The organism is Paenibacillus sp. MAHUQ-63 (assembly GCF_028765165.1).
Lineage (GTDB): Bacteria > Bacillota > Bacilli > Paenibacillales > NBRC-103111 > Paenibacillus_E.
On sequence record NZ_JARADB010000001.1, the window covers coordinates 1,248,412 to 1,266,139 of the forward strand.

The 17,728-nt window shown below is 50.3% G+C and carries 22 protein-coding genes; 8 read left to right on the forward strand and 14 right to left on the reverse strand.

What is annotated here, in order from left to right; all coding sequences use genetic code 11:
* Nucleotides 1–33: 33 nt before the first annotated feature.
* Together PUT07_RS05465 and PUT07_RS05470 are read right to left on the reverse strand one after the other, a co-directional pair.
* Complete coding sequence (locus PUT07_RS05465) at nucleotides 34–675, reverse strand: YigZ family protein (protein WP_274466798.1); 642 nt, start codon at nucleotides 673–675, stop codon at nucleotides 34–36.
* 170 nt (nucleotides 676–845) lie between these two features.
* A complete protein-coding gene (locus PUT07_RS05470; RefSeq protein WP_274466799.1) occupies nucleotides 846–2,201 on the reverse strand; it encodes a glucose-6-phosphate isomerase in 1,356 nt (451 codons plus the stop codon).
* Nucleotides 2,202–2,327: 126 nt separating this feature from the next.
* On the opposite strand from PUT07_RS05470, the gene PUT07_RS05475 reads away from it, so the two are divergent.
* Entirely contained in the window at nucleotides 2,328–3,620 is a 1,293-nt protein-coding gene (locus tag PUT07_RS05475) for an NAD(P)-binding domain-containing protein (protein ID WP_338000741.1), read from the forward strand.
* A 401-nt stretch (nucleotides 3,621–4,021) separates the two neighbouring features.
* Here the strand turns inward: PUT07_RS05475 and PUT07_RS05485 are convergent, their stop codons facing one another.
* The 3 genes from PUT07_RS05485 to PUT07_RS05495 form a co-directional block, all read right to left on the reverse strand.
* Nucleotides 4,022–4,420: a phage holin family protein gene (locus PUT07_RS05485; protein ID WP_274466801.1), complete on the reverse strand. Its 399-nt coding sequence runs from the start codon at nucleotides 4,418–4,420 to the stop codon at nucleotides 4,022–4,024.
* A 14-nt stretch (nucleotides 4,421–4,434) separates the two neighbouring features.
* Nucleotides 4,435–5,298 carry a minor capsid protein gene (locus tag PUT07_RS05490; RefSeq protein ID WP_274466804.1) on the reverse strand — a complete coding sequence of 288 codons (864 nt, stop codon included), beginning with the start codon at nucleotides 5,296–5,298 and terminating at the stop codon, nucleotides 4,435–4,437.
* Between the two features lie 217 nt (nucleotides 5,299–5,515).
* The gene (locus tag PUT07_RS05495; protein WP_274466805.1) at nucleotides 5,516–5,923 is read right to left on the reverse strand and encodes an ArpU family phage packaging/lysis transcriptional regulator; all 408 of its coding nucleotides are present in this window, start codon (nucleotides 5,921–5,923) and stop codon (nucleotides 5,516–5,518) included.
* Between the two features lie 153 nt (nucleotides 5,924–6,076).
* Between PUT07_RS05495 and PUT07_RS05500 the strand changes: the two genes are divergently transcribed.
* The 3 genes from PUT07_RS05500 to PUT07_RS05510 all read left to right on the forward strand — a co-directional run bounded on the left by PUT07_RS05500 (nucleotide 6,077) and on the right by PUT07_RS05510 (nucleotide 7,545).
* Nucleotides 6,077–6,484, forward strand: coding sequence for a helix-turn-helix domain-containing protein (locus PUT07_RS05500; RefSeq protein ID WP_274466806.1), 408 nt, complete (start codon nucleotides 6,077–6,079; stop codon nucleotides 6,482–6,484).
* A 91-nt stretch (nucleotides 6,485–6,575) separates the two neighbouring features.
* Nucleotides 6,576–7,208 (forward strand): ImmA/IrrE family metallo-endopeptidase, encoded by a 633-nt coding sequence (locus tag PUT07_RS05505; RefSeq protein WP_274466807.1) that lies wholly within the window; start codon nucleotides 6,576–6,578, stop codon nucleotides 7,206–7,208.
* Complete coding sequence (locus PUT07_RS05510) at nucleotides 7,183–7,545, forward strand: hypothetical protein (RefSeq protein ID WP_274466808.1); 363 nt, start codon at nucleotides 7,183–7,185, stop codon at nucleotides 7,543–7,545. Before PUT07_RS05505 ends, PUT07_RS05510 begins: the two co-directional genes overlap by 26 nt.
* A gap of 72 nt (nucleotides 7,546–7,617) precedes the next feature.
* Here PUT07_RS05510 and ppnP read toward each other — a convergent pair whose 3' ends face one another.
* The 4 genes from ppnP to PUT07_RS05530 form a co-directional block, all read right to left on the reverse strand.
* Nucleotides 7,618–7,935 carry a pyrimidine/purine nucleoside phosphorylase gene (gene ppnP / locus PUT07_RS05515; protein ID WP_274466809.1) on the reverse strand — a complete coding sequence of 106 codons (318 nt, stop codon included), beginning with the start codon at nucleotides 7,933–7,935 and terminating at the stop codon, nucleotides 7,618–7,620.
* Between the two features lie 89 nt (nucleotides 7,936–8,024).
* A complete protein-coding gene (gene tkt / locus PUT07_RS05520) occupies nucleotides 8,025–10,046 on the reverse strand; it encodes a transketolase (RefSeq protein ID WP_274466810.1) in 2,022 nt (673 codons plus the stop codon).
* A gap of 182 nt (nucleotides 10,047–10,228) precedes the next feature.
* The gene (purU, locus tag PUT07_RS05525) at nucleotides 10,229–11,128 is read right to left on the reverse strand and encodes a formyltetrahydrofolate deformylase (RefSeq protein ID WP_274466811.1); all 900 of its coding nucleotides are present in this window, start codon (nucleotides 11,126–11,128) and stop codon (nucleotides 10,229–10,231) included.
* 21 nt (nucleotides 11,129–11,149) lie between these two features.
* A complete protein-coding gene (locus PUT07_RS05530; protein WP_274466812.1) occupies nucleotides 11,150–12,277 on the reverse strand; it encodes a deoxyribonuclease IV in 1,128 nt (375 codons plus the stop codon).
* Nucleotides 12,278–12,403: 126 nt separating this feature from the next.
* Between PUT07_RS05530 and PUT07_RS05535 the strand changes: the two genes are divergently transcribed.
* The gene (locus tag PUT07_RS05535) at nucleotides 12,404–12,832 is read left to right on the forward strand and encodes a DUF2621 domain-containing protein (RefSeq protein ID WP_274466814.1); all 429 of its coding nucleotides are present in this window, start codon (nucleotides 12,404–12,406) and stop codon (nucleotides 12,830–12,832) included.
* 412 nt (nucleotides 12,833–13,244) lie between these two features.
* Here the strand turns inward: PUT07_RS05535 and PUT07_RS05540 are convergent, their stop codons facing one another.
* A complete protein-coding gene (locus tag PUT07_RS05540) occupies nucleotides 13,245–13,673 on the reverse strand; it encodes a hypothetical protein (RefSeq protein ID WP_274466815.1) in 429 nt (142 codons plus the stop codon).
* A gap of 131 nt (nucleotides 13,674–13,804) precedes the next feature.
* On the opposite strand from PUT07_RS05540, the gene PUT07_RS05545 reads away from it, so the two are divergent.
* Nucleotides 13,805–14,176: a helix-turn-helix domain-containing protein gene (locus PUT07_RS05545; protein ID WP_274466816.1), complete on the forward strand. Its 372-nt coding sequence runs from the start codon at nucleotides 13,805–13,807 to the stop codon at nucleotides 14,174–14,176.
* Nucleotides 14,177–14,393: 217 nt separating this feature from the next.
* Here the strand turns inward: PUT07_RS05545 and PUT07_RS05550 are convergent, their stop codons facing one another.
* The gene (locus PUT07_RS05550; RefSeq protein WP_274466817.1) at nucleotides 14,394–14,900 is read right to left on the reverse strand and encodes a tyrosine-type recombinase/integrase; all 507 of its coding nucleotides are present in this window, start codon (nucleotides 14,898–14,900) and stop codon (nucleotides 14,394–14,396) included.
* A gap of 235 nt (nucleotides 14,901–15,135) precedes the next feature.
* Here PUT07_RS05550 and PUT07_RS05555 point away from each other — a divergent pair, with 235 nt between their 5' ends.
* Complete coding sequence (locus tag PUT07_RS05555) at nucleotides 15,136–15,549, forward strand: hypothetical protein (RefSeq protein WP_274466818.1); 414 nt, start codon at nucleotides 15,136–15,138, stop codon at nucleotides 15,547–15,549.
* A gap of 91 nt (nucleotides 15,550–15,640) precedes the next feature.
* Here PUT07_RS05555 and PUT07_RS05560 read toward each other — a convergent pair whose 3' ends face one another.
* Complete coding sequence (locus tag PUT07_RS05560) at nucleotides 15,641–16,507, reverse strand: metallophosphoesterase (protein ID WP_274466819.1); 867 nt, start codon at nucleotides 16,505–16,507, stop codon at nucleotides 15,641–15,643.
* Nucleotides 16,508–16,708: 201 nt separating this feature from the next.
* On the opposite strand from PUT07_RS05560, the gene PUT07_RS05565 reads away from it, so the two are divergent.
* Nucleotides 16,709–16,888: an anti-repressor SinI family protein gene (locus PUT07_RS05565; RefSeq protein ID WP_274466821.1), complete on the forward strand. Its 180-nt coding sequence runs from the start codon at nucleotides 16,709–16,711 to the stop codon at nucleotides 16,886–16,888.
* 19 nt (nucleotides 16,889–16,907) lie between these two features.
* Here the strand turns inward: PUT07_RS05565 and PUT07_RS05570 are convergent, their stop codons facing one another.
* Together PUT07_RS05570 and PUT07_RS05575 are read right to left on the reverse strand one after the other, a co-directional pair.
* Nucleotides 16,908–17,249: a helix-turn-helix domain-containing protein gene (locus PUT07_RS05570; RefSeq protein ID WP_274466823.1), complete on the reverse strand. Its 342-nt coding sequence runs from the start codon at nucleotides 17,247–17,249 to the stop codon at nucleotides 16,908–16,910.
* Between the two features lie 121 nt (nucleotides 17,250–17,370).
* Nucleotides 17,371–17,721, reverse strand: coding sequence for a helix-turn-helix domain-containing protein (locus tag PUT07_RS05575; RefSeq protein WP_274466825.1), 351 nt, complete (start codon nucleotides 17,719–17,721; stop codon nucleotides 17,371–17,373).
* Nucleotides 17,722–17,728 lie beyond the last annotated feature (7 nt).

The window sequence follows — 17,728 nt, forward strand, 5'->3', positions numbered from 1 at the left end:
GCCTATGTAATTTTTCTCTAGTCTCGAACCTGCCTATTCCGGCAGGTTCTTGTGAACGATGTATTCGTTCTCTCCAGTGATAATCAAGCCTTGACCTTGCGTAAAATCTGTTGCCCAGTGAATAAAAGCATCCGCCGCCGCAGCCAATGGGTAGCAGGTGACCGTGACCTTGTCGGTAAAATCGATATTTCCCAGAAGCATGCCTTGGTTCCTGAGCTCGTTCTCGATTTTGCCATACCACGTGTAATCCACTTCGATCATTACTTGCTGATGATTCACTTGGTAAATCGGTTGTGCAGCTTCAATGCCCGCCACGGCTCCATCCGTATAAGCACGAATGAGTCCGCCCGCGCCGAGCATGATACCGCCGAAATAGCGGGTAACGACGACCGCAACATTCTTGAGCCCTTGATGCTTGATCACTTCCAGAATCGGCTTGCCTGCCGTGCCGCTCGGCTCCCCGTCATCAGACTGCTTCTGAATCTGGTCTCTCTCCCCGATGACATAGGCGCTGCAGTTATGCGTTGCCGCCCTGTGCTCCTTCTTGATCGCTTCAATGAACTCTATAGCCTCTTCTTCTGACTCTACGGGCTTGGCATGACCGATGAAACGCGACTTCTTGATGATGATTTCGGACGATCCGTACGATTGGACTGTTTTGAAATGTGCTAGCATAGCCGACCTTTCTTGGTAGAAGGAAACAACTGTTTCATTACATTCTACACACATCTAATGATCTCGACAATATAGAAAGAAAATTTACCACATAAATAATGGAAATTTATAAATTAGAAAAAACGACCCATCCGTAAGGATCGATCGTTTGTCTGTCATTGCTGTTCGTTTTACTTCTGCAGGCGCGCTTCCAGCTCCGCTTTCTCTTTCTCGTAGCCCGGTTTGCCCAGGAGCGCGAACATGTTCTTCTTGTAAGCTTCAACGCCCGGTTGGTCAAAAGGATTCACGCCCATCAGGTAGCCGCTGATGCCGCATGCTTTCTCGAAGAAGTAAACCATGTATCCGAATGTATAAGGCGTCATATCTGGCAGCGTCACGATCAAGTTCGGAACGTTGCCGTCCGTGTGCGCCAGCATAGTGCCTTCGAATGCTTTTTTGTTCACGAAATCCATCGTTTTCCCGCTTAGGAAATTCAGCCCGTCCAAATCGTCCGCATCCGTGCCGATCGTAATATGATCCTGCACTTGATCCACTTGGATGACCGTTTCAAACAGAATGCGGTTGCCGTCTTGAACGAATTGACCCATGGAGTGAAGGTCGGTCGAGAAATCGACGGAAGCCGGGTAGATGCCTTTGTAATCTTTGCCTTCGCTTTCGCCGAACAATTGCTTCCACCATTCGGAAACGAAATGCAGGGACGGCTCGTAGTTAACGAGAATTTCGATCGTTTTGCCTTTGCGATATAGCGCGTTGCGTACTGTTGCGTATTGATACGCCTGGTTCTCGCTAAGCTTCGGATTCGAGTACTCGCGTCGTGCGTCCGCTGCGCCTTTCATCATCGCCTCGATGTTGATGCCTGCTGTCGCAATCGGCAGCAAACCGACAGCCGTCAGCACGGAGTAACGTCCGCCGACATCGTCCGGAATGACGAAGGACTCGTAGCCTTCCGCCGTCGCCAATGTTTTCAGAGCGCCTCTTGCTTGGTCCGTTGTTGCGTAAATACGTTTGCGAGCGGCTTCTTTGCCGTATTTCTTCTCGAGCAATTCACGGAAAATACGGAAAGCAATCGCAGGCTCGGTCGTCGTGCCCGATTTGGAAATGACGTTGACGGAGAAGTCTTTGCCTTCCAGCGCTTGGATCAGGTGAGTTACATATGTAGAAGAGATATTATTTCCTACGAAATAAATCTCAGGTGTTTTTCTTTTATCTTTTGGCAGAACGTTATAGAAAGAATGAGACAGCATCTCCAGCGCAGCACGCGCCCCCAGGTAGGAACCGCCAATTCCGATCACGACAAGCGCCTCGGAGTCGGATTGAATCTGCTTCGCTGCCGCTTGAATGCGTGCGAATTCCTCGCGGTCGTACTTCTCAGGAAGGTCTACCCATCCTAAATAATCAGAACCTGCACCTGTCTTGTTATGGAGTTGATTATGCGCCAACTCTACCTGAGCCGACAAATAGTCAACCTCATGTTGGGATAAAAAGGATAACGCCTTGCTGTAGTCAAATTGTAGCTTAGAGCTCAATATGCTCGCCTCCATCTCTATATTTTTCCTTTTCCTAGCATACTTATTTGCTCCTACAAAAGCAAGTAAAGAAGGCATTCACAGGTTAGATTTCCCATGTTAAAATGATTCCAGAGGTGAATGATCATGAAACGTATCGGCTTTATCGGACTTGGCACGATGGGTAAACCCATGGCTGCTAACCTTATTCACAAAGGTTTTATGGTAACTGTATATAATCGGACTGCCGCCAAAACGGACGAGCTGGCCCGGCTCGGAGCGGAAGTCGCTTCCACCCCTGCGGAGGCTGCCCGTCAGTCGGATGTACTTTTCACCATGCTTAGTAATGACACTGCATTGTTGGATGCCTTTTACAGCGAGCAGGGCATTCTGAGCGGCATTCATCCGGCTCTGACGATTATCGATTGCAGCACCGTTTCCCCGCAAACCAGCCAAAAGCTGGCCGAGGAGCTCGCGGCGCACTTCGTCGACTTCCTCGATGCACCGGTTACAGGCAGTAAGCCTCATGCCGAAGAAGGCACGCTTACATTCATGGTCGGCGGCAGCCGGGAAGTGTTCGAAGAACATAACCATCTCTTCCTTGCGCTGGGCCGCAAAGCGCTTTACCTCGGACCCTCCGGCTCCGGTTCTTACGCGAAGCTGGCCCACAACACGATGGTGGGCATTAATCTCGCCGGACTTGCCGAAGGCTTATCGATCGCAACGAAAGCAGGGCTTAACCTTGATCAATTCCTGGAGATCGTCCGATCCGGCGGCGCGAACAGCCGCATGGTCGATCTCAAAGGCGATAAAATTCTGAACCGCGATTTCAGCAATCAGTTCTCCCTGAAGCTCATGCTCAAGGATCTCTTAATCGCGCAGGGACTCACCGGAGCGTTCCAACTGCCGGCACCGATGCTGCAAACGACGGCAAGCTTATTCCAGATGGGCCTAAGCAAAGGCTTGGGCGACGAGGATATGAGCTCCCTCATCCAGGTCTATGAAGAGTGGATCGGCCGGCAGGTCGCCAAGCCTGGCGAGCCCGATGTCGAGGCCGAAGAAACACCGGCTCCACCGTCCCCATTGTCCGGCCGCGAACGCCGCCGGAATACGCGCGTGAAGCTGGACATCAACTTGAAGCTGTCCATCTATCAATGGGAGCAGGAGGGCTCCTTCTCCGGCCAGAACATCGACGGCACCCTCTTCGACCTGTCGGAGAGCGGCCTGCAGATTACGACCGCTGCGCCGCTGGCGCCGGACATGTTCATCGTCATCCACTTCCCGCAGGAAGCGGAGCTCCCGCCGATCACCGGCCGGGTGATCCGGATTGAGACGGATGGCGACAAGTTCCGCTACGGCTGTATGCTTTCGGGTCTGCCGCCTTATGTGCGGATCAAGCTGGAGAATTATATTCAGGCTCATATTGAGCATGCTTTGTAGTGCAAAACCCACACTATTCAAATGAATGGTGTGGGTTTTTTGAACATTCAGATGCGACGCCTACTGGGATGGGGCATTTCCAGGCGTCTCGTTGACGCCGATCAATCTAACGGTCACCACGGATGTTATTTGGGGCAAAATCGCCCCTTTTGAAATCGAGCGGACACAGGAGCCCTTATTTGCCGATTCAAGGGCATAAATGTGCTGGAATCGGCGAAATAGCGGCGCTGGTGTCCGTTAGAATCAGAATTTGCTCAAATTCGTCAAATAAGGGCTTCCCTGTCCGTTAGGTATGAAGGACACCGTACCCTCATCAAAACGGATATATCAAGACTTGCCCCGTCCGTACTAACCAGTATGATAAATTCCCGCATATCACCCTGTGCGGCCGCCCCAATCGCTCACAACCCTTCACCCTTGCTGCGCAGCACCTGAATCACCTGCTTCAAAAACGCCGGCATCGGCAGCCCTAACCGTCCGAAGTTTTCCGTGATGGAAATGAACTCATTAGCCAAATAAAAGTAGATGGCTCCGGTCATGACTAGATCCGTATTAAGCAAAAGATCCATCCGGTGCGCCAGCATAATAACGAGCAGCATCAAGCCTTTGCGCGTCAGGCCCCAGAAGCCCGCTTGGCTGCGGAGACCGTGCTGCTCCTTCATCGAAGCGGCAATGCCCGTGATGTAATCGACAGCGATCGCCATCAGAAAGAGGGAGAGCAGCTCGCTCCATCCGCCGAAGCCATAGGACACACAGGCGCCGAGCACAGCTAGGATTGAACTGAACATGATTTGGTTCATACTTTTTGCTCCTTTCATTGGTGATTGGAGGGGTGGTGTTGCCAAATGAATGTCTCCTTCCTATGCATGTGATGATTCCCGGCCGCTCTGTCTATCAAAGGCCCCGCACCCTGCGCAGCCCCGGTCAATGTTACGGTCAACGAAGCCGTAGACAGATCCCCCGAACGCATCGATGCCTCTGCGCTCAGCACCGTCAACCAGCGGCCGCCGGAGCCCGGGCCGCCTAGTGGCAGCTTGACCTGCTCGGACAGCCCGAGCATAAGCAACTGAGCGGCCAACTGCACCTCGTTAGCCGATCTTGCGGCGAGCTGTCCGGCGAACTGCTTGGACAACTGGTAAGCCCCTCTGGAAGCGGCTGCGCTGTGCCAGCCTGTGCACTGCCAGGAAACCGACGGCCGGCAGGTGCCATTGAAGCCGCGATAGACGCGCCACTGCCCGCCAAGCGCACCTTCGGTGAATTGCGACAGAGCTTCCAGCCATGACTCGGCGACAGGCTTGACCTGACTAAGCGTCAGGACGGCTCTCATCGCATACCTGCCGGCGCTGTCCAAAGCTTGCACGGCCGGTAGCGCAGTAATCTGCGACGTGTACGGCCCGCCCTCCCCCTCGATGAGGCCTGTCGCCGGCTCCTGAAGCTTGCCGATGATGCGCCACATACGTGCCTCCGCCTCCCCGGGGGTCGCGCTTCGAACCAACAGGCTCAGCTTGCGCCAGCTGCCCGGCGCATCCAGCCTCCATGCCGAGCTGCCGCCCGCATGGCTGATGAAGACCGCTTCATCGGGTGCCGGCGAATCGCTGTCTACGAACAGATCGTAGCCCGGCATGCCCTCGCCTTCCCTCTGCAAATACATCGCCAATTGGTTGGCCATGTTAATCATTCACTATGCTCACTCCTCTGCATATGGAAGTAATCTCCTCCATGTTGTTTTGAAATTCAAAACATTTTTTTATTGACCACTCCTTCGGTCCCTGCTCCTGGATGGCCTTGCTATCGGATCCTTTAGAGCGATTCACATCCGTCCTGTTAAGCGGCGTCACCCTCTCTCATGGTTCATGTCATGATCTTACCATGGCTGAGCCGAAGCGGACTGCCAACTAACGGCCAATTGATTCCCGCATCACCTCCGCCCGCAGCATGTAGGCCAACTTGTCCATCGCCCGGGCTTTCACCCTGCGATAGGTGCGCTCGCTCAGATGAAGCTCGTAGCACAGCATGTAATCGAATGTCTGGTTCTTATGCAAATACCTTCCGCGAATGACAGCCTGCTCCTGCTCATCTAACTGTAACAATGCCTGCTCAACCTGCGCGCATACTAGCTCCTCAGAGGCGTCTTCATACCCGCCGGAGCTTTCCGCGATCTTCTCCGCAGATGGGCTCTGACCAAGCCTCACGGCACGAAGAGATTGCGATAACCGAACGGCCTCGAGAAGGCTCTCCACCCGTTTGCGGGTCGCCCGCTTGTCCACTTCATCCTGCCCGATCGCCAGCCATTTTTCCAACATTCTGATCATCTCCCTTATTTTTCTGTTTTGGGATTCTAAACAAATCATACTTGCGTTTGTTCAATATTTCAACACAAAAGTTTTGAAGCACAAAAAAATGGCCTTGTTTTTTCTGTGCCGCAAGCTTTAAAATAAGTAACAGGTGATGAATCTATGAAAGATATGGTCCAGTTCGGCCGCCAGATCCGGGAGCTGCGGAAGCAGAACCATTTAACCCTTAGAGAACTTGGAGAACGGTCGGGTGTCAGTTATTCGTTCATTAACTCCATAGAGAACAACCGCTTCAATCCATCGAGGGAAACGGTGATCGCACTCGCCGATGCGCTGAACCGTGCCGACAAGGACGAGCTCTTGCTGCTCGCCGGATTCGCTCCGACCGAAGAAGAAGCGCTGGAGGCTCCGGCAGAGATCAGGGCTGGTGATGCGGATGATCCTGAGGTCAGTTTATTTTTTAAGGATTTCCAAAGCGCCCCCAAAGAGCGGCGGGATGAGATGCTTCGTTTCTGGCATTTTATCAAGAGTCAGCAGCAGCATCGTACACCCGATAGTGAACAACAATAACATCAACAATGAAGTCAGGCCCTTAGGGCTTTTCTTTATGGCGTTGTACCGAACATATATTCCCATTATCAAATAGACCGAGGTGTTTGTCATGTTTACACACTATCAAACTACCCCTCTGGAGCAGTGGGTCGAAGATTTATATGAGCAGTATGAAATCACATCCCCCGCTCAGCTTTGCATGTCCCATTTGGCGGCCAAATTGCGTATATGGGTCTACACGCTGGATATGAACAGCATGGCTATCGAGAATAACGGGCAATTCAGCATCAATGTGGACCGAAGGCTGTCCCCAACGGAGCAGTGGGAAGACTTCTTGCATGAGCTGTGTCATGTACTCCGGCACGCCGGCAATCAGATGGTTATGCCGGACCGTTATGTGAACTGGCAGGAGCAGGACGCTACGGCTTTCCAGCTCTACGCGGCGCTTCCTCTCTCCATGCTGAAGAAACTGCCGCTGCCCGAGCAGAAGAATGAAATGATCGCTTACCTCTCCGAGGAGTTCCATGTCACATTCCGTCTGGCCAAGGCGCGAATCGATCAGATTCAGCGGCGTGTGCTGCAGGGCCTACTGGATTATGAATACCAGCAATATGCCCAGAGCCGGACGAGCACCTACAATCCGGCCAATTGGTCGGACGCAACCTGCGCCATTATGGCTAAGCTGGAGCAATTGAAGTCGAAGGGAGCGATGTCCAGTGGCCAAGCTAACCGTCTTCTATGATTATCACGAAGAAGGCATCGCGCCGATGATCCTGTCGCTCCGGTTCCGGCCAGGTGAGCTCGACTTCGGCAAAAGCTCGCTCTACGTGCCTCTTGGGGGCCCCTTTCGGCAGCTGGCCATGGAAGAGTTAGGCGAATTCGATGCAGGCATCACGGTCCTCCTGGAGGACCTGCTCGTGCATCCGGAGCGCCCCCATGCCATCGGCATCTCGCTCGCCCGCATTAAGCAGCGGCATTCCGCTGAGCAGGGTCAGCTCTCCGACATCCAGCAGCTGTGGCTGCGCCTTAGCGATATTGAAGAAGTGCTGCAGATGGACGTACGCGCTTGGTATCGTTGAGCGGAGCCTCCCCAGACGACAAAAAATCCCATACACCGTGAACCAGGTTCACAAGTGTATGGGATTTTTATTTTACTCGCTAATATAAGAACAAATATAATCGCTGACGGTTTTGACATCCAGCTTGAACTTCGCGTTCGCAGGGACCGTGAACTCGCCTTGACCGCTGATGGATATCCACTCCGTGCTGCCTGGCAGCAATACGTTCAGCTCGCCGGCTTGAATTTCCATGATTTCTTTGGTATCCGTACCGAACTCGTACTCGCCCGGAAGCAGGATGCCCAGTGTTTTCTTCGTGCCGTCGGCGAATTGAACCGTGCGGCTCGTGACTTTACCGTCGAAATAAACGTTAGCTTTCGTTAAAACCGTTACATTTTCAAAGCTGGACATGATGAATAATTCCCCCTCTAATATGAATAATGCCAAGCCCGCACGAGGCGGGCTATGGCATGGTTACTAACCTAAACGGAGTGGCTGGATTAAGCCAACAGTGCTTTCACTCTGGCAGCTACGTTCTCAGGCGAGAAGCCGTACTCTTTCAGAACCAGGTCGCCAGGCGCGGACGCACCGAACGTGTTGATCCCCAGAACGGAACCTTCGTCGCCAACATAGCGCTCCCAGCCAAGCGGGAATGCCATCTCAACTGCAAGACGCTTCTTCACGTCAGGCAGAATGACGGAATCTTTGTAAGCTTTGGACTGTTTCTCGAACAGTTCCAAGCTTGGCAAGCTGACAACGCGTACGTTGATGCCTTCGGCTTGCAGCAGCTTTTGCGCCGCGACAGCCAGCTGCACCTCAGAGCCCGTTGCCAGGATTTGCGCATCCGGCTTACCGTTAGCTGCATCGGATACAACGTATCCGCCTTTGCTCAGGTTCGCTTTGGCACCTTCTACGGTTCCTTCGAGGATCGGCAGGTTCTGGCGAGTCAGCACCAGTGCAACCGGTCCTTCGGATTGCGAAATCGCATAGCGCCAAGCTTCGGATGTCTCGTTACCGTCCGCAGGACGAATAACCGTGATGCCCGGAATAACGCGAAGCGCCGGCAATTGCTCGATCGGCTCATGCGTCGGACCGTCTTCGCCGACAGCGATACTGTCATGCGTCAGAACATAGATGACCGGCAGCTTCATCAGCGCTGCCAGACGGATGGAGGCACGCAGGTAGTCGGAGAAGACGAAGAACGTTGCGCCGTATACTTTTACGCCGCTGTGTAAGGCCATACCGTTCATCGCCGTACCCATACCGAACTCGCGAACGCCGAACCAGAGGTTGCGGCCTGCGTAGTTGCTGGCGCTGTAGTTACCTTCGCCTTTGATCATCGTGTTATTGGAGCTCGCAAGGTCAGCGGAACCACCGATCAACTGCGGCAGCAGAGGCGCAATCGCATTGATGGCGTTACCGGACGCTACGCGAGTCGCCATTGGCTTGTCCGACGTGCTGTATACCGGCAGGTTGGCATCCCAGCCTGCAGGCAGCTCATTGTTCACAGCTGCGCTGAATTGTTTGCCAAGCTCCGGATAAGCCTTGATGTAGTCGTTCAGCAGACTGCTCCAAGCTTGTTCTGCCGCAGCGCCTTCTTTGCCGATTTCGTTATAGTGTGCGCGAACTTCGTCAGGTACGAGGAAGTCCGGCTCTTCCGGCCAGCCGTAAGCTTGCTTCGTCAGCTTCACTTCGTCGCCGCCAAGCGGGGAACCGTGAGGACCTGCATGACCGCCTTTACCGCCTTTGTTCGGGCTTCCGAAACCGATCGTCGTTTTCACTTCGATCAGCGTAGGACGCGTCGTGTCTGCTTTCGCTTCGGCAATCGCGGCCGAAATCGCAGCCAGATCGTTCTGCTCTTCTACGCGCAGCACTTGCCAGCCGTAAGCTTCGAAACGCTTCTGCACGTTCTCGGAGAACGCCATGTTCAACTCGCCGTCGAGCGAGATATCATTGGAATCGTAAAGCATGATCAATTTGCCTAATTTCAGGTGACCGGCCAAAGAAACAGCCTCGGAAGAAACGCCTTCCATCATGTCGCCATCGCCGCAAATTGCATATGTATAATGGTCGATTACCGGGAAGTTCTCTTTGTTGTAAGTCTCTCTCAAGTGAGCCTCAGCCATTGCCATACCGACTGCCATACCGATCCCTTGTCCAAGCGGACCTGTTGTTGCGTCAACGCCCGGGGTGTGACCGTATTCCGGATGTCCTGGCGTCGCACTTCCCCACTGACGGAAGTTCTTGATCTCTTCCAGCGGGAGGTCATAGCCGCACAGGTGGAGCAGGCTATATAGAAGCATGGAACCATGCCCCGCGGAAAGCACGAAACGGTCGCGATTAACCCACTTCGGATTAGCCGGGTTATGCTTCATATGCTGTTTCCACAATACGTAAGCCATTGGGGCAGCCCCCATGACCATTCCAGGGTGACCGGATTTGGCTTTCTCAACGGCGTCGATTCCTAATGTGCGAATCGTGTCGACCGCTAATTGCTCAATTGTTTTGTTCGTTGCTGTCATTTCGAAATTTCCCTCCTATATATCTTACTAACCTAAGTCTTTAACTTGTACATACAAGTGACTTTTCTCGCTTGCATTATTGTACCATTTGCTTTCAGGCTTTGCCACAATAAACCGCTAAACAATTCGCTTCTTCTACAAAAAAAAGACTGCATCCTAACGGATACAGCCTAGCTTTCCCATCAATTAAAAACTACAGTCTTGTTATTGTGAACAATAATGCGGTCTTCCACATGCCAAGCAACCGCTCTGGCGAGAACGATCCGCTCGATATGACGGCCGATCCGCTTCAGATCCTCCACATTGTCACGGTGGCTGACCCGTTGAACGTCCTGTTCGATAATCGGGCCGCCATCCAGCTCTTCCGTTACGTAGTGAGCCGTTGCGCCGATAATTTTGACGCCGCGGTTATGCGCTTGGGCATACGGCTTGCCGCCTACGAAAGCAGGCAAGAACGAATGGTGAATATTAATGATTCGATTCGTGTAGTGCTTGATGAAGGACGGCGAAACAATCTGCATATAGCGCGCCAAAACAATCGCATCCACCTTATCGCCAACAACTTCCAGCTGCCGGCGCTCAGCTTCAGCCTTCGTATCGGCCGTAACCGGAATATGGTGGTAAGGGATGCCGAACGGCTCCACCAGCGAACGCATATCCGGATGATTGGAAATCACCATCGCAATATCCGCGTTCAAATCGCCTGCCCGCCAGTGCCAGAGCAGCTCCAGCAGCGCATGATCCTCCTTCGAGACGAAGATCGCGATCCGCTTCTTCTGGCTGGCCAGCGACAAGCTCCATTCCATGGAGAACTTGTCCGCAACCGCGGAGAAAGCGGCTTTGAGCTGTTCCACACGCTCTTCCAGCTGCTCCAGATCAAACTCGATCCGGATGAAGAACATGCCGCCCTCCGGGTCCATCGTATACTGATCGGACTGCACGATATTCGCGCCGTATTCAAATAAAAACTGCGACACCGCCGCCACGATGCCGGGCTGATCAGGGCAAGAGATCAGCATTCTCGCTCTATTCGCCCATTCGCTCTCCCTGCGAGCTGAGCTGTTCGTACTACTCCGTTCCATGTGAATCCCCCTATGTTGTCTTTAAGCTTTCTTGAGTACTTCCTGGCCGGCAAGCCACACGATCAGACGCTGGTTAAGCTGCTCCTCGCTGAGGTCAGCCAGCAATCTCTCTTCATGCAAAATGTCGTACAAGCGCTCGAGCGGCTCGCGGCCGTCGGCTTTTTTCGCTTTCGCGTCGTTCTTCAGGATATCCCAAGTCTTCAGGACATAGTCGCGGAAATGGATATCCTTCTTGCCGAACATGTGGTCTATGCGCTCGACATGATCCAAGAACTCTTCGCCGAATCGGCCTTTGAGGTTGCCGGACAGCAGCGCAATCTCCGCTTCGTACATCGGACGCTGCGTCTTGTCTTCCTTGCCGATCCATGGCGTCTCCAAAATCATCGGCAGATGCTGCAGCTTCTCGTGGCTCGCCACATTGTTCATCGCCTCAAAGCCGATCCAGCCGGAGCCGAGCGGTGCATGGCGGTCTTTGCCCGCGCCGCGGGCGTTCTTGCTGTCGTTCAAATGAATGACGCCAAGCTTCTCGAGGCCGACCACCTTATCGAAATGGTGCAGTACGCCGTCGAGATCGTTCACGATATCATAACCGGCGTCATGCACGTGGCAGGTGTCCAAACATACGGTGAGCTTGTTGTTGAACTCGACCTGCTCCATGATTTCGGCGATTTCCTCGAAGCTGCGGCCGATCTCCGTCCCTTTGCCGGCCATCGTCTCGAGCGCGATGTTCACATCCGTATCTTTGACACCGGCAAGCACTTCGTTCAGACCTTCGGCAATCCGGGCGATGCCGTATTCCGCATCTTTGTCCGTGTAGGCACCCGGATGCAGAACGATATTGCGCACGCCGATGTACGCGGTCCGGCGAATTTCTTCCTGCAGGAAGCGCACGGCGAGTTCGAAGGTATCGTTTTTGTAAGAACCGAGATTAATAATGTAAGGCGCGTGCACGACGATTTCGTTAATGGCATGCTTGTCCATCAAAGCTTTGCCTTCTTCGATGAATTGATCTTCGATCGGTTTGCGGCGTGTATTTTGCGGTGCGCCAGTGTATATCATAAAAGTGGAAGAACCGTATGAAACTGCTTCTTCAGCTGCATTTAACAAGCCTTTATCCGAAAACGAAACGTGTGAACCGATTTTGGGCATGATCTTTAACTCCTTTATGAGTTTCTGTCTACTACCCTCCTATTTTACTCGGATTGTCGCAAGAAATCTAGAAATAAGGTATAATTCTTATCACAGATGACTGGATGCTAGTGAGGTGACCGATATATGTCCAACGATTTTTTCATGTGGTTCATTATTTTCTGGGTGTTCGTCCTGCTTTTCTTCATGAGCGTAGGCGGATACTTCATGTTTCGCAAATTTCTGAAGGTGCTGCCCAAGGAAGACGGCAAGTCCAAGCTCGACTGGCAGAATCATTATGTCGACAGCTCCCGCCATTTATGGACGGAGGAGTCCAAAGCATTTCTCGACCAGCTTGTCTCGCCGGTACCGACGGCTTTCCGGGATATTGCCAAGCATTCCATCGCCGCCCGGATCGGACAGGTTGCGCTGGAGGCTCAAGCGAGCGAAGTCACGCGAGAGCACTGTATCGAGGGCTACATTCTGGCGACGCCGCGCCGCGATTACCGGAGCTTAACAAGCTTCCTGGAGAAAGAACGGATCGATTACAGCGCATATAAGCATTTATTGCAATAAAAATAAAAAGCCGCTCATTTCTTTATTCAAGAAAGAGCGGCTTTATTTGTCGTTATCATGGAGGCTCCCGTATTTCCCATAGTTCCGTTCTAACACTAGCAAGCTAATCCCGCCTTAATCATCAAATCCAACGCTCCGAAGTTATCTCGTCATAACTATGTATGCAGACCGTACGTAATGAATCGCACTTTATACAATGAGCCAGAGGAATTGTCGTTTGGTAGAAGCCTGTTTTAAATATTTTTTTGGCATAGCATTCAGCCATGATGGAATGACACTCGATACAAAACACCTTTTTCAAATTGCCCATAAATTTCACCCCTTAATCATCCATATGCCACGTCACGTTACAATATGTATATATATAAAAGATTATAAGATACATTATGTAACTTATCAAGGAGATGTTTATTTAGCAGCTATAATCAACAAGCATGTCATCCTGCAGATGCTCGTAATCGTAGCTTTTGGCCAACTTGCCGAATTCTTTATTTTGTATCGAAGCCAGCCGGTTAATGGCATATAGCATCTCAAATTCTGCATAATTCACAGGTTGAAGATGGGCCGTATAGATGCAGCTGTCATTCACTTGATTTACCTGTCTGATGCAGCCTTCGCTCCGAAACACTCGGCCTATCATCGAAAACTCAAAACCGTAGAGCACTTCACGATCTGTCGGCAGTATCAATGAACTTTCAAAAGTAAATTGCGATTTCTCCAATTCCATAATTTGAATCATCGCTTGTTTCGTATGAATGGGCTTCTGGCGGATTTGAATGATGGTCAGTCTTCCTGGCAGAGGGGTTACCAAACCTAATTTCGTTCTTTTTTGGAAAACCATAGCTTCACGCACCTCATCATACACTTTGTATCTAGTCAAATGAATCACTGCTTTGTTATAATAGTTTTCTGGTATAATTCGTTAAAGCCAATGGATATAATGGTAGAAAAAACTTACAGTGAGGAATGATCATGCTGAAGTACGGAGACCGTATTGCTCTTTTACGTGAAAAAAGAGGACTGACGCAAGAAGAACTATCCATCAAAATCGGAATATCTAGAGCATCTCTTTCTCATTATGAAACAAGCCGCCGTGAACCAGATTACGAAACCATTAACAAGATTGCTAACTTCTTTGACGTTTCTATCGACTATTTGCTTGGGCGTACGAACCAGCAGCAAACCGTTCTCGACCACGATGTCCGGGACTTTGTTGAGAATTTGGATTTAACGGATGAAACGATTTTACAAAAGTTTTCTTTGACGGTGGATGGCCGCAAATTATCGCCTGAAGAAGCCAAACGATTCATTGCTTTTGTAAGGGCTGAGCGTTCTTTGGAGTAGATGGGGAAGAGCCGCTGTGATCTTGAGTTTGAAATTTCTGTATGTCGATTCCCAGATGGGCAAGAATCTCTTCAATATCGACGGAAATCTTCGATTCCTGTTTCATATAACGCACTACTCCTAACGCTCAGCTTTTCTTAAAAAGCACCAGCTTTTTTTATCTTTTATGATACATTATGTATCCTGGATGTCAAGTCGACTCACATTCATTTCATCACTATTTATTCACGCCAATATACTTTAAGGTCACTGAAGGAGCGGACTGATTGAATAAATCACGGAGCACGGAGACGTTTTTTGTCTTTAAATAATAGTGATACCCATAGGTCTTACGTAGTGTATGCGTGCCGATATCCGTCAACCCCACCTGTTTGGCCGCTTGATTCAAAATACGGTAAACACGGATTCTCTTGATCGGATTGCCCGTACGCTGGGACGGAAATAAGTAATTATCTTCGTCCATGTACTGAATGTATTCTTTGATATAGGTCTTAAGTTGCGGTGAGAGCTGAAATGACTTGATTTTGCCGGTCTTCTCCTCCCGGACGCTGACAACGTTGCGGTCCATCACGTCCTTTACTTTCAAAGAGAGCAGATCGCTAAGATGGAGTCCCGAGTTAATGCCGATCGTGAAGAGCAGCCAGTCCCGAATCGACTGTTCTTTCAAAACCTCTTGTAATTGCTCGATTTTCTCTTGATCTCTAATAGGTTGTACTACTTGCATGAATAGCACCTCACATAACCTTATTCGCGTACCTTGTATGTTACTTATGTATTTATGCTGTAGCTGGACACTATAATGGCTCTATCAATCCTCCCTCCTATTTATGTTACATATTGTATCACAAATTTGATAAATGATCTATGCCTTTTCCTGTTCTCAAATCCCGATCCCTGCGATATAATTCTTAATAAAGAACGCTAGTTTGTGAATAAATCATGAAGGGAGGCCATGTATATTGTTCAAACTGGTACGACTACTATGCATTGTCATGCTCTTGAGTGTCGTCACATTTCCCGTATCCGCCTATGCCTCAGGCTACAATTCGGGAAGCTCGCAAAATTCTAGCATTCTATCGAAGATTACTTCATTTTTCGATTTAAGCAAGCTATTTGGATCAAGTACCTACAGCAGCAGCAATAATAATAGCAATAGCAACTACAACAATAATAACAGCAATAACCACAACAGCAACGACAACTCCCACAACGGCAATAATAACAACAACAACAACAACAACAACAACAACAACGATGACAAAGACTGGGATTTGGACGATATAGACTGGGAAGACTGTTGGGACGACATCGATTGGGAGGATCTCGATTGCTTCGATTCCTATGATATTTGGAAAAAGTGGTTCTGCTACTAAATAAGGATAAGCTCTTCAGGACAAGCGCATTGAGGCAGGTTCATGCTCAACGAACCGCAGCTCCGGCAGCAACTGCCGGAGTTGTGTGCGTTTATGTCGGCCTCGCCGCCAGTTCGAATACGGTAATTTCAGGCCGGCAATTAAATCGAATCGGGAACAAGGTTGTCCCTAGCCCGCGATTTGTGTAAACGTAAAATTCTCTATTGTCGAATGCGTAAAGCCCCATAGGGTACTTTTGACCTAGGTCCGGTGTAAAGAGACTGCCGTACAAGGGGATTCGAATCTGGCCGCCATGACTATGTCCCGAGAGCTGAAGATCAACCGGATAGGCCGATGCCATATCGGCAAAATCCGGCTCATGCGCAAGCAGCAGGACGAACTCGTCTTTATGAACGCCTTGGAGTGCGAGACGCAAGTCCGGCTTGCCATGAAAGATTTCATCGATCCCGACCACATGCATGCGTCCATTCCCTCGCTCAATCGTTCGGTTGCCGTTGACCAGGACGGTAAAACCGGATCGTTCGAGTACATCCTTGACCTTGCCGGGCGACAGCCGCATATCATGATTGCCGAGGACCGCGTATTTCCCCAAACCAGCTTGCAGCCGCGACAGGATCGGGATGACATCCTCATTCACTTCGCCGTGATTGGAATCGAACAGATCCCCCGTGAAGCAGATGATATCCGGCTTTTGCTTCTGAATCAGCCCCGCCACTCTTTCCATTTGTCCCAGGCTGTAATAGCTGCCGAGATGGGTATCGCTGAACTGAACGATTCGCACGCCACCCAAAGCTGCCGGATACCGGCGGTATGCTAGTCGCACCGTTTGCAGCTGAATCCAATAACGCTCCCCACAAATGCCGTAGAGACCGCCGATTCCCGCCATAATCCCCAAAGATCCGACGGTTTTCAGACCATATCTGAGAAACTGCCTCCGGCTAAAAGGCTTCTCGTTCACGGTATGATCCCCTCCGCTCCTCCATATTTGTGTCCTAATGTCGGATGCTCACGCGGTATTTGTCGAGGGGGATTCACACAAGCACCGATACATTTTGTATAATTTTAATATTAGCAGGATTGATTTCGCTGAAAAAACGTGCGATAATAAATTACGAGATACGAATTGTATCACACCAGAACGGTTTTGGAGGGGTCGCTTGTGACTAAGATAAATCAGATAAATATCGAAGAGTATGATGTGGAGTGGGTCGATCTTATTATGCGCGCTCGTAAGATGGGTCTTACAACGGAAGATATCCGTGCATTTCTAAGAAGCCCTTTCCAACCGGCACAAAAATTACCGGTGCCAACTGAAAATAATCCTTGTATGTCCCCATAGATCCTCTGGATTCATCTTACTACTCGTCGTTCGGTCGCTTCATTCTCCATTTGTTGAAATCCAAAAACTCCCGAAATTGCTGTTTATCTACCCCAGATGACATCGCTTCTTTGATAATGTCATACCATTCCTGATCAAGCTCAAGCGTATCCTGTGCCGCCGCATCTTGTTCATCGATGAGCCTCTCGACAGGTACCTTCAGAACAGCTGCAATCTTCTCAAGAAACTGAATCGAAGGGTTCTTCTGAATATCGCGTTCCAAGCTGCTAATGTAAGACTTGGCTACGCCTGCACGTTCAGCCAGCTCCGTCAATGACAGGCCCTTCTCTTTTCTCAGTTGTTGAACACGTTTTCCAATCATGCGAGATCTTCCCTTATAATAAAATTATGGTTCCTCTTGTTATTATATCAGGATTTCTTTAAAAGAACAAATTTGTTCCATATTAAGAACGGCACAAACAACAAGCCCCAAGCGGGGCTTGTTAATCTGACTTGATCAGCTTCTCATTATGCCATTTCATAAATTCAATCAAAATTTTAAGCTCATGGAGTCGTCCCTTATCAATGCCGGATTGCTTCAGATCATCGATGAAATCCATCCATTCTTGATCCAGCTGTCGGTCTGTCTCCGCATCAACGGTAATTTTCAATAACAGCTTGAGATCGACCATGAGGACCTCGGCAATTTTCTCCATCACATGAATGGATGGATTTTGCTTCAGATTTCTTTCAATATTGCTTAGATACGATTTGGAAATCCCCGTCCGTTCGGAGAGCTCGGACAATGTGTATCCCTTTTGCTTGCGGATACTTGAAATATTTTGACCAATCATCGTTATC

Coding starts and splice junctions, on each gene's coding strand:
- PUT07_RS05465 (WP_274466798.1), bottom strand. CDS start 675: ATGCTAGCACATTTCAAAACAGTCCAATCGTACGGATCGTCCGAAATC.
- PUT07_RS05475 (WP_338000741.1), top strand. CDS start 2,328: ATGAAACGTATCGGCTTTATCGGACTTGGCACGATGGGTAAACCCATG.
- PUT07_RS05485 (WP_274466801.1), bottom strand. CDS start 4,420: ATGAACCAAATCATGTTCAGTTCAATCCTAGCTGTGCTCGGCGCCTGT.
- PUT07_RS05490 (WP_274466804.1), bottom strand. CDS start 5,298: ATGATTAACATGGCCAACCAATTGGCGATGTATTTGCAGAGGGAAGGC.
- PUT07_RS05495 (WP_274466805.1), bottom strand. CDS start 5,923: ATGTTGGAAAAATGGCTGGCGATCGGGCAGGATGAAGTGGACAAGCGG.
- PUT07_RS05500 (WP_274466806.1), top strand. CDS start 6,077: ATGAAAGATATGGTCCAGTTCGGCCGCCAGATCCGGGAGCTGCGGAAG.
- PUT07_RS05505 (WP_274466807.1), top strand. CDS start 6,576: ATGTTTACACACTATCAAACTACCCCTCTGGAGCAGTGGGTCGAAGAT.
- ppnP (WP_274466809.1), bottom strand. CDS start 7,935: ATGTCCAGCTTTGAAAATGTAACGGTTTTAACGAAAGCTAACGTTTAT.
- tkt (WP_274466810.1), bottom strand. CDS start 10,046: ATGACAGCAACGAACAAAACAATTGAGCAATTAGCGGTCGACACGATT.
- purU (WP_274466811.1), bottom strand. CDS start 11,128: ATGGAACGGAGTAGTACGAACAGCTCAGCTCGCAGGGAGAGCGAATGG.
- PUT07_RS05530 (WP_274466812.1), bottom strand. CDS start 12,277: ATGCCCAAAATCGGTTCACACGTTTCGTTTTCGGATAAAGGCTTGTTA.
- PUT07_RS05535 (WP_274466814.1), top strand. CDS start 12,404: ATGTCCAACGATTTTTTCATGTGGTTCATTATTTTCTGGGTGTTCGTC.
- PUT07_RS05540 (WP_274466815.1), bottom strand. CDS start 13,673: ATGGTTTTCCAAAAAAGAACGAAATTAGGTTTGGTAACCCCTCTGCCA.
- PUT07_RS05545 (WP_274466816.1), top strand. CDS start 13,805: ATGCTGAAGTACGGAGACCGTATTGCTCTTTTACGTGAAAAAAGAGGA.
- PUT07_RS05550 (WP_274466817.1), bottom strand. CDS start 14,900: ATGCAAGTAGTACAACCTATTAGAGATCAAGAGAAAATCGAGCAATTA.
- PUT07_RS05570 (WP_274466823.1), bottom strand. CDS start 17,249: ATGATTGGAAAACGTGTTCAACAACTGAGAAAAGAGAAGGGCCTGTCA.
- PUT07_RS05575 (WP_274466825.1), bottom strand. CDS start 17,721: ATGATTGGTCAAAATATTTCAAGTATCCGCAAGCAAAAGGGATACACA.